Annotated in this window: 8 protein-coding genes; 2 read left to right on the top strand and 6 right to left on the bottom strand. The window is 42.4% G+C overall.

What is annotated here, in order from left to right:
• Positions 1-439: 439 nt before the first annotated feature.
• A complete protein-coding gene (gene cysK, locus HMPREF9969_RS07075; RefSeq protein ID WP_009435158.1) occupies positions 440-1387 on the bottom strand; it encodes a cysteine synthase A in 948 nt (315 codons plus the stop codon).
• Positions 1388-1631: 244 nt separating this feature from the next.
• Between cysK and HMPREF9969_RS07070 the strand changes: the two genes are divergently transcribed.
• Together HMPREF9969_RS07070 and HMPREF9969_RS07065 are read left to right on the top strand one after the other, a co-directional pair.
• Positions 1632-2450: an AAA family ATPase gene (locus HMPREF9969_RS07070; RefSeq protein ID WP_009435152.1), complete on the top strand. Its 819-nt coding sequence runs from the start codon at positions 1632-1634 to the stop codon at positions 2448-2450.
• 20 nt (positions 2451-2470) lie between these two features.
• Positions 2471-3493: a DUF4435 domain-containing protein gene (locus tag HMPREF9969_RS07065; RefSeq protein WP_009435155.1), complete on the top strand. Its 1023-nt coding sequence runs from the start codon at positions 2471-2473 to the stop codon at positions 3491-3493.
• A 67-nt stretch (positions 3494-3560) separates the two neighbouring features.
• Here HMPREF9969_RS07065 and HMPREF9969_RS07060 read toward each other — a convergent pair whose 3' ends face one another.
• The 5 genes from HMPREF9969_RS07060 to HMPREF9969_RS13035 form a co-directional block, all read right to left on the bottom strand.
• On the bottom strand, positions 3561-4178 hold the full coding sequence (locus tag HMPREF9969_RS07060) for a DUF4840 domain-containing protein (RefSeq protein ID WP_009435160.1): 618 nt from the start codon (positions 4176-4178) through the stop codon (positions 3561-3563).
• 326 nt (positions 4179-4504) lie between these two features.
• Positions 4505-5962 carry a TrkH family potassium uptake protein gene (locus tag HMPREF9969_RS07055; protein WP_009435156.1) on the bottom strand — a complete coding sequence of 486 codons (1458 nt, stop codon included), beginning with the start codon at positions 5960-5962 and terminating at the stop codon, positions 4505-4507.
• A gap of 2 nt (positions 5963-5964) precedes the next feature.
• Entirely contained in the window at positions 5965-7305 is a 1341-nt protein-coding gene (trkA, locus tag HMPREF9969_RS07050) for a Trk system potassium transporter TrkA (protein WP_009435153.1), read from the bottom strand.
• A gap of 69 nt (positions 7306-7374) precedes the next feature.
• Positions 7375-9297 (bottom strand): 1-deoxy-D-xylulose-5-phosphate synthase, encoded by a 1923-nt coding sequence (dxs, locus tag HMPREF9969_RS07045; RefSeq protein ID WP_009435154.1) that lies wholly within the window; start codon positions 9295-9297, stop codon positions 7375-7377.
• Positions 9298-9966: 669 nt separating this feature from the next.
• Positions 9967-10278 (bottom strand): hypothetical protein (locus HMPREF9969_RS13035; RefSeq protein ID WP_009435159.1); only part of this gene is annotated, 312 nt, incomplete at its 5' end.

The raw sequence follows: 10278 nt of genomic DNA, 5'->3' as shown, positions 1-10278 counted from the left end.
CAGAATGATATAAGAACACATTTCTTATGACAGGTTCTGCTTCTAGATAAACGTGCCACGGGAGCATTTTTTTAGATTGATTCAGGGTATCAATCGTTCTGTAATAAGACAACTCGATTATATTAATTGTGAAATTAATGTCTTTCAAAACTAGTGTATTAATTTGGTTCTCTCGCTCCCGTGGTCACGTATCCTCTCCCACACCATCTCCAAACCAACTATCAACCACCAACTGGAAGTAATGAAGATGGTAATATTGGGAAGAGATGTGACGCAGCAGAAGCTGTTTTAGCAAGGATAAAGATGTAGAAATAAAATAGGGACAGACCAAAATGGCTGTCCCTATTTGCTTGATAAAGCTTTATCAGAATTGAATGATGACTTGTTTTTTAAGAAAGATTTTACTCACTAAGTGTTCTTATGTTGTGCTGTCTCTTTCTTACAAGGGATATTCTTCAAAAGCATATAATACCGTTGAGAGATAACGCTCGCCCGTATCTGGGAGCAAAGTAACAATTCTCTTACCCTTATTCTCGGGGCGTTTTGCAAGCTCACTAGCCGCAAAGACAGCTGCACCTGATGATATACCAACCAGTAAGCCTTCGCTTTGTGCTAACTGACGCCCCGTGAGTATAGCTTGGTCATTATCGACTTGAAAGATTTCATCAACGTACTTGCTGTTGTACGTAGAAGGTATAAAACCAGCGCCAATGCCCTGTATCTTGTGAGAACCACTTTGTCCGCCGCTTAGCACGGGAGATGTTGTTGGCTCCACAGCAACGACCTTTACATTCGGATTCTGCTCCTTCAAATACTTGCCAACACCGCTTATTGTACCACCTGTTCCTACACCGGCAACGAAGATATCGACCGCTCCGTCCGTATCACGCCATATCTCTTTACCAGTAGTCGCATAGTGTTTCTGCGGATTAGCTTGGTTCTCGAACTGCTGAAGAATAATGCTTCCTGGAATCGAATCGCGCAATTCCTCCGCTGCTTTGATAGCCCCTTTCATACCCTCTTTACCGCTCGTCAACTTAACAGTAGCACCATAAGCCTTCACTAGGTTACGGCGTTCTATGCTCATTGTTTCCGGCATAGTAAGGATGAGTTTATAGCCCTTAACAGCTGCTACTAACGCCAAACCAACTCCCGTGTTACCACTCGTTGGCTCGATGATAGTGGCTCCTGGTTTCAGAAGTCCTTTATCTTCTGCATCCTCAATCATCGCTAGTGCAACACGATCTTTGACGCTTCCACCAGGGTTAAACGATTCTATCTTTGCTATAATTGGCTGCTCAAGTCCTTTCAAAGAAGAGAACTTATTTAATTCCAACAAGGGTGTATTCCCAATCAGTTCGGTGAGTTTCTTTGCAATCTTTGTCATATCCGTTACCTTTAATTATTTGTTTCATCAACCAATCAAAACACTTATCATCGCAAGTTCTAAGTGTTTTGTTTCTTTTTCACAGGTGCAAAGGTACGGAGAAACATTGGTCTTTAAAATACTAACTTTATGTTATTTCCCATACCACAATTATGGTATTTACGTTAAAAAGAGCCTTTTCTATCGTCAAACAGATAAAAAGCACTATATTTGCGATAGTGTTATAATACTACAAGAAAGCCTTATGCAGAAATATGCCAATTATATAGAAGAGATTGAAATCGACTCCCTTTGGAGTGGAAAGAAGCACATTCGATGGACATTAGATCGGCAAGTTAATATCTTAAGTGGTATCAATGGCGTAGGAAAGAGTACCATTATAAATAAAGTGGTACGCTCTTTTTCACAAGGCGGAGAGTTTCCCAGTCATCTACTAAAGGGCGTTCGGTTGAAAGTGAACCCTTCCGATGCCAAATGGATACGCTATGATATTATCCGTTCGTTCGATCGCCCGCTGTTAAATTCGGATAGTGTTAGTAAGATGGATGGCAATCTTTCCACCGAATTAGACTGGCAGCTCTTTCAGTTGCAACGCAAGTATCTGGATTACCAAGTGAACATTGGCAACCGAATCATTGCTACTCTACAGAGTGGAAAACCTCATGCTGCGGAAGAGGCACAGCTTATCTCCCTACCCAAAAAGCGATTCCAAGATATGATAGACGACCTCTTCACCGAAACAGGAAAGACTATCATTCGCACGGAGAATGAGATTCGTTTCTCACAGATAGGCGAAACGCTCTATCCTTATCAGCTCTCAAGCGGAGAGAAACAGATATTGGTTATACTCTTGACAGTGCTCGTTGAAGATAATAAACCATACGTTCTCTTTATGGACGAACCTGAAGTTAGCCTGCACGTAGACTGGCAGAAACGACTAATTGACCTCATTCTCGAACTGAATCCCAATGTTCAAATCATCCTAAGTACGCATAGTCCGGCTGTGATAATGAATGGTTGGATAGACCGAGTAACGGAAGTTTCGGATATTACTGACAAATAATAGCAATGGAAGGAGGCACTATGAGCAGACGACTCCGCGACAATCTATCATCGGCATACATCAATGCTGCCAATCAACTTAATGGTAAGCATGCACGCAGAAAGATTATTGCATACGTTGAGGCATACGATGATATCTTCTTTTGGAGGACGGTGTTAAGTGGCTTCGAAAGCAATGATCGCTTCTTTGAAGTTATGCTTCCGTCACGCTTGAACCTAACGAAAGGGAAGAAGTCGGTGCTTATGAACCTTATTTCAAATCAAATGGGAGAGAACATGATAGCGTGCGTTGATGCGGATTATGACTATCTTTTACAAGGCGAAACAGCTACTTCTACACAAGTCATCACTAACCCTTACGTCTTTCATACCTATGCTTATGCCATTGAAAACCTACAGTGTTACGCCCAAAGTCTGCATGATGTGAGTGTAGCTGTAGCCCTTAACGACCACGCCATATTTGACTTTGAATCCTTCCTAAGCCAATATAGTGAGATAATCTATCCTCTCTTTGTTTGGAATATATGGACTTATAGACACCAAAAGTACCGCCAATTCACTATAACCGACTTCAATAGAGTTATCGAAATAGGGCACTTTTCTATCTATAATGCTGCTGAATCCTTACAAAGACTGCATTATAAGGTACAAAGGAAGATACGCCAATTACAAAAGGAGTACCCTTATGCAAAGGAGGATTACCTACAACTAAAGAGAGAGCTAAGCACACTTGGCGTTACACCTACTACCACCTATTTATATATACAAGGGCATCATCTCTTCGACAATGTTGTTGTTCCCATCCTTAAACGTGTCTGCGACCAACTCATCAGAGAGCGAGAAGAGGAGATAAATCGCAATGCGGTGCATGATACGCAGCGTCGGAATGAGTTATCAAGTTATAGTCATAGCATCGAAGCTATCGTTTCCATGTTGAGAAGGAACGTAGGTTACAGAAATGCAGAACCTTTCAGAAAACTGCAAGAAGATGTTAGATTGTTCTTAGAAAGACAGTCAACACAAGAAGAAATAACCAACAATTAAGGCGGTTGTATCATCCTTGACACAACCGCCTTACACTTATCTAATACCTAAAAGATACTTCTCTGTATCAGTTTGTATGTAAGATATAAATGTTACCAGCACGATAAACATCATCTTTCAGTACTTTATCAACATAGATACCATTCTCTATCAAGCGAATACCCATACGCTTTGTCGAAGGATCAAACTTACCTATTGTCGACTCATTCCATATAAATCTCACCCCTATCTGATGGCTTGCACCATCATAAGTAAGGTTTCCTAAATCAGCAAGGAGTGGTACTATGTAAAAGCCCGTAGCTGATGGTCGTGCTTGTCGAATACTTATCTTAAAGTTTAAGTCTTGTGCAGGTAAGGCCTCAATAGCCTGCTTTAAGCTCACATTCGTAACACTCTTAGCAAGGAACTTAGTAGGGAAATGCTTTATAAGTAGGGTTGTATCTGATGTTATCTCCCAGTTAGAAGCGATTGAATCATCCTTCTTCCAGCCACCATATTGTTCATCAAAAGCATAGCAAATGAGCTTTCCTTGATAGTTACCTTTCATAACATTAAAGGCTGCATCTATCTCTGCCTGTGTTGGAAGTTGGCGTCTCACACTATCTTCACCATCGCCAAGACAAGATGTTAAAGACACTGCCGTAAGGAACACAAATAGTAACAGTAATAGTTTATTCTTCTTCATTGTATTACGTTTTAATTAGTTTTTTCATATCAAAAATACCGCTGACAAATTTACACATTCATTATCGATTACAGCACAAAATACTGTTAAATTAACTGCAAAAGATTATATCCTTTTCCTACAAAAAGCCTCAACCATACACGAAATAAACATGAGTAGCAATAGACACACGTAAGTTCTGAAAACAAAGAGAGCCTCTCTTCTTATCAAAGAGAGGCTTTCTTCGTATCAAAGAAACGCCTTCTTGAAATGGAAAAGGGCGTTTCCTGATTAGTTCCCGTTAGGAAATACTCCTCTTAAAAGAGGCTAAGAGGAGGGTAAAAGCACTAATTCTTCTTCCAAAAAGCAGGTGTGAAGAGAACGAGAACAGTGAATAACTCCAGTCGACCAACAAGCATTAAGAACGAACAAATCCACTTTGCAAAGTCGGGAAGTTGCGCCCATGACATCGTAGGACCAATCTCCATACCTAGCGTCGGACCGACATTTCCAAGACAACTTAACGTGATGGTGATAGCGTTAGTATTGTCAATTCCTAGGGCAATCATCGTGAATGCACAGAAAAGAGTTAGGATGAGATAGAGCCCAACAAAGCCTAGTAAGGTTACACGTTTCGATTGCGAGATATTGACACCATCGATCTTCATGGGTAGAACAGCATTCGGATGGAGGATCTGACGGAACTCATTTCGAACTACTTTAAGCAACATCACACCTCGAATACTCTTCAGTCCGCCACTCGTCGAACCTGAACATCCACCGAAGAACATACACGCTGCGAGTACAACCCACGTCACATGAGGCCACTTACCAGCGTCATCACTAAAGAGACCAGTCGTTGTGATGAACGAAACAACTTGGAAGATGGCACTGCGGAAAGCGTGTTCTATGTCGTAGTGATTACGCCAAACGAGTTCGAAAGTGATGAAGATTGCAAAGGAAAGAACCATGATAGTATAGAAACGGAACTCACTGTTCTTAAAGAGTTTCTTAATATCCATCCCTATAACTGATGCATATAATAAGGTGAAGTTTACGCCTGAAAGGAAACAAAACAATGCACTGACATATTCCTCCGCAGGCGAGTGGAAGGTCATAATTGAGCCACTCTCCGTAGCGAAACCACCTGTTGCTGTACTCGTCATAGAATAGTTGAAGGCATCAAACCAGCCCATTCCACAAACCTTATAACTAAGGATGCAGGCGACAGTTAACACTAAATAGACCATCCAAATCCACTTAGCACTGGTGCTGATACGCGGATGTAACTTACTCTTAATAGGTCCTGTTGCTTCTGCAGCAAACACCTTTACCGACCCACCCACTAGAGAAGGAAGGATGGCAACAGTAAAGAACACGATACCTAAACCACCTATCCATTGTGTCAACGAACGCCAGAAGAGTAAGCCTTTCGGTAGTTTCTCGGGGAAGTCAAGGATAGTTGCTCCAGTGGTTGTGAAGCCTGATATAGCCTCAAAAAAAGCGTCAGTAAAACTAGGAATATAGCCACTAATCATGGAAGGAAGTGTACCATAGAGGGTGAAAAGTATCCATGATATGGTCACAACAAAGTAAGCATCGCGACGTCCTAATAGGTTATCTGCATTGCGACCAAGGATTCGGAAGATGAATCCAGAGCCTACTGTGATTAAGATACTCCACACAAATGGTAGTATATCATCGCCCTGATACCATATAGAAACAAAGAGGCAACACAGCAACAACACTCCCTCTATCCACAAGAGAGAGCCCAGAATCTTGGATATAAGTTTCAGATTCAACATAATCACATAAATAGTTTCTCTACCTTCTTCATATCTACATTGTAACAGAAGACCACTACAGAGTCACCAGCCTCAATCTGCGTGTTACCCGAAACGAGCATTCCTTCTCCATTCCTAACCAATCCGCCGATGGTAACTCCACGTGGTAAGTTAAGTTCGCGGACTACTTTTCGTGTGATCTTAGCGTCTGGGCTGGGTACAAACTCGGCCACATCGGCATTAACAGACATAAGGAATCGGATGTTCTCAACGTTTGCATCCAACATCATCTGGTATATATGACTGGCAGCAACAGCCTTTTTATTGATGATAGTACCAATATCTAGGCTTTCAGCAGTACCCACATAATCAAAGTTCTCGACGGCTGCTACAGTCTTGCGAACGCCCATTCGCTTTGCAGTTAAACAAGCAAGAATATTCGTTTCAGCATTCGATGTCAATGAAACAAAGGCTTGTGTGTTACGGATACCCTCCTCTTGCAGCAATCCAATATCACGTCCGTCACCATTGATAACGAGCGTGTCTTCATCCAAGATATTGTTTAACTCTTCGCAACGCGTTGGGTCTTGCTCTATGATCTTGGCGTGCATATACTCTGGCAACATCCTCACTGCACGTGCAGCCGTCTTACCTCCTCCCATGAAGATAACGTTTTGCACGTCAACATAATGCTCCTTTCCCACTATCTTGCGCACGTATGGTATATATTGCTTAGTGGTCATGAAGTAAGCAAGGTCATATAGTTGTAAGGTATCATTACCACCTGGTATAATCGTCTCATCGTTGTGTTTGATAGCAACTACATGGTAAGGATCATCCGGACCACTAATCTCCTTCAATGGACGATCAAGTATTTCACAACTCTCCCGCAGCTTAATACCTAACATGACCAACGCTCCATCATGCACATCCCAACGCTGACGTACCCATGACATCTTCAATCCATTGATGATGTCTTTAGCGGCTAAAAGCTCTGGATAAATTATGCTGCTCACTCCCATCTGATGGAAGAGTTCTTGATTAGAAGGCTCTACATACTCCGGATTATCTACACGAGCAACGGTCTTCTTAGTCCCTAATTGATGTGCAAGAACGCATGCCGCAATATTCTTCGACTCGTCTGGTGTAACCGCAATAAACAAGTCGGCATCCTCTGCCCCAGCCTCTTTAAGATTCTTGATACTGGTTGTTGAGCCTTCCATTGTTAGTAGATCAGCCTCGTTACTAATCTTCTCTAGGTTCTCCGAGCACTCATCCATGAGCACAATGTCTTGCTTGTTACGTGAGAGGAGTCTAGCTAGATAAGAGCCAATAGTATATGCTCCTGATATGATAATCTTCATGTTTTATGCTTTAACTTGTCTGTCTTTGTAAGTCTTTTAACCACTTTCTCTGATACAGATAAGGCTTCACTATGACTCAACTGAGGTCAGTTGTTTCTTTATTCCATCAATATCTATACCGCAAAGAGCACGCAACTGTTCAACTGTTCCCTGCTCTACAAAGTGGTCGGGCATACCCATTCGAGTTATATGAGGTGTATATCCATGATCGCTCATCCACTCTGTTACAGCAGTACCTAAGCCTCCGTCACGCACCCCATCTTCGATAGTTATAATGCGAGAGAAGCGTTCGGCAACTTCCTGAAGAATGGTCTCATCCAATGGTTTCAAGAATCTCATATCATAATGGGCAATACTAGGACAATGCTCTTGAGTCGATGGTGAGTTGGCTGACTCGATGATGTTTATAGCCTTCTCTACGTCATTTCCAATCGGACCAATGCTCAATACGGCTACATCCCAACCATCGTGCAGACGCCTACCCGTACCTACTTTTATTTCAGTCAACGGACATTCCCAATCCGTAAGCACACCTTTTCCTCGTGGATAACGTATCACAAAAGAGCCTTTACCTGGTAGTTGGGCTGTGTACATCAGCCTTCTTAACTCGTGTTCATCCATTGGGGAGGAAATAGTTAAGTTGGGGATAGGGCGCAAGAAAGCCATATCAAAGGCTCCATGATGCGTCGCACCATCCTCACCCACTAGTCCGGCTCTATCCAAACAGAGCACAACTGGCAGATTGAGGATTGCCATATCGTGGATAATACTATCGTAAGCTCGTTGAGAGAAAGCACTATAAATATTGCAAAAAGGTTGTAACCCATCCTTCGCCATACCAGCTGAGAAGGTTACAGCATGCGCCTCGGCAATACCTACATCGAATGTTCTTTCGGGCATATCCTTCATCATGATGTTCATCGAACAACCTGTTGGCATAGCTGGCGTAACGCCTACAATGCGTGGATTCTTGCGTGCTAACTCTAAGAGAGTATTACCGAATACGTCTTGAAACTTGGGTGGTTCGTTATGCGACTCATGTATGATTCGCTTGCCAGTCTTTGGGTCGAACTTACCTGGAGCATGCCATACTACGGCACTCTTCTCGGCTGGTTCGTATCCTTTACCCTTCTTTGTATGTAAGTGAAGGAGCTTAGGTCCCTTCATATCCTTCAGTTGTCTTAGGATGCGAACAAGCTCTCCTACATCATTACCATCAAATGGTCCGAAGTACCGAATATTCATCCCTTCGAATATATTCTGTTGATGTGCAAGAGCCGATTTAAGGGCATTGTTCAATCGAAGTAAGCCTTTTCTCCGATCCTCATTCAATAGTCCTTTGGCATGTAACCACTGTGACGCTTTGAAGCGAAGACGGTTATAAGTCTCGTTGGTATCTAAGTTTAATAGGTATTGTTCCATACCTCCTACAGCCCTATCAATCGACATGTCGTTATCGTTGAGGATAATCAATAGGTCATTAGGTTGGCTCGAAACATTATTCAAACCCTCGTAGGCTAGACCGCCACTCATCGCTCCGTCACCTATAATGGCTACAACATGTCGATGCTGTTTAGTCAGTTTCGAGGCTACCGCCATACCCAAAGCTGCAGATATAGAGTTGGATGCGTGCCCACAAGTGAATGTATCATATTCACTCTCATAAGGCGACGGGAAAGGCATTAACCCACCTAATTTACGGTTATTGCAGAAGTTTTCACGCCTGCCAGTCAGTATCTTATGCCCGTATGCCTGATGCCCAACGTCCCAAACTATGCGGTCTTCTGGAGTATTAAAGACATAGTGACAAGCCACAGTTATCTCTGTTGCACCAAGGCTCGAAGCCAAGTGCCCAGGGTTAACAGCTACTTCTTCTATGATGTCTTCACGCAGTTGTTGACATAACTTAGGCAACTGCTCTAAGCTAAGTTTACGTAAGTCTGCGGGTGACTGTATCGTCTTTAAAAGGTCGAATCTATTATCGTTTAACATTATATAATAATGTGAATAGCGTTGCAAAGATACGCTAAATAGCTTAAAAGGCAAAATAAAATCAATGTAAACTCATGGTGCTAAGGAAACAAAAGGATGCTCTAAACAGAGTAAAAGTAGTACATATTGATTAGTAACATCACCTTTCGCAGAAGCATTTTTATCACAGATAGCACTGATTCTAGAGATTCCCAACCAACACAGAGTTCCTAAAGGAACAACGAATACACAGAATCCCAAAGCGCACTTATCACCTTCTGCCTAAAACTATGTTACTAATGACAGACACCGTAATAACATATCCCCCTTTATCATATAAAAGTAGGGACAGACGCCCTCGTCTGTCCTCTCCTTTCATGTTGTTTTTTCGGACAGACGAAGGCGTCTGTCCCTACTTTGTGGTATTTCACCAGCCTATCCTAACTAGCTTCCGTTAGGCACATCCCCTCCCCCGGAGAGGGGCTGGGGGTGAGGCTGTGTACCACAGGAGCGAGAGAACCAAATTAATACACTAGTTTTGAAAGACATTAATTTCACAATTAATATAATCGATTGTCTTATTACAGAACGATTGATACCCTGAATCAATCTTTTAAAATGCTCCCGTGGCACATATCCTAACTCACCCCGTTAGGCACTCCTCCCTTTTTGGGGAGTTGGAGGGGACTTCTACCCTGCCTGCGGTCCACTTTCTTCCTCTTTCTTTTTCTTTTCCTCCTTTTTATTATCTGTCTCTTCTTCTTTCTTCCTCAACGATTCGTAGGAGTTTGCAGCCAATTCTCGTTTCAATTCCGTTCCCGGCGTAAAGACTACACGAGGCTTAATTGTCTCAGTCTTAAAAGCTTTTTCTGTTTCTGCTCCTTTGCTCGACAACGTGACACGCATCGAACCGAAATTACCTAACTGAATGCTAAAACCATCACGGAGGTAATGTGGCAGACAATCAATGAAGTTATACAACACGTTCGACACATCACCACG

Source organism: Prevotella sp. oral taxon 306 str. F0472, from assembly GCF_000257925.1.
Lineage (GTDB): Bacteria > Bacteroidota > Bacteroidia > Bacteroidales > Bacteroidaceae > Prevotella > Prevotella vespertina.
Note: the sequence above shows the minus strand (reverse complement) of the source record. Positions and strands in the feature narration are given on the sequence as shown.

Bases quoted from the DNA above. Each gene is read 5' to 3' on its own strand.
- HMPREF9969_RS07055 (WP_009435156.1), bottom strand. From the start codon at position 5,962: ATGTTGAATCTGAAACTTATATCCAAGATTCTGGGCTCTCTCTTGTGG.
- trkA (WP_009435153.1), bottom strand. From the start codon at position 7,305: ATGAAGATTATCATATCAGGAGCATATACTATTGGCTCTTATCTAGCT.
- HMPREF9969_RS07060 (WP_009435160.1), bottom strand. From the start codon at position 4,178: ATGAAGAAGAATAAACTATTACTGTTACTATTTGTGTTCCTTACGGCA.
- cysK (WP_009435158.1), bottom strand. From the start codon at position 1,387: ATGACAAAGATTGCAAAGAAACTCACCGAACTGATTGGGAATACACCC.
- HMPREF9969_RS07065 (WP_009435155.1), top strand. From the start codon at position 2,471: ATGAGCAGACGACTCCGCGACAATCTATCATCGGCATACATCAATGCT.
- dxs (WP_009435154.1), bottom strand. From the start codon at position 9,297: ATGTTAAACGATAATAGATTCGACCTTTTAAAGACGATACAGTCACCC.
- HMPREF9969_RS07070 (WP_009435152.1), top strand. From the start codon at position 1,632: ATGCAGAAATATGCCAATTATATAGAAGAGATTGAAATCGACTCCCTT.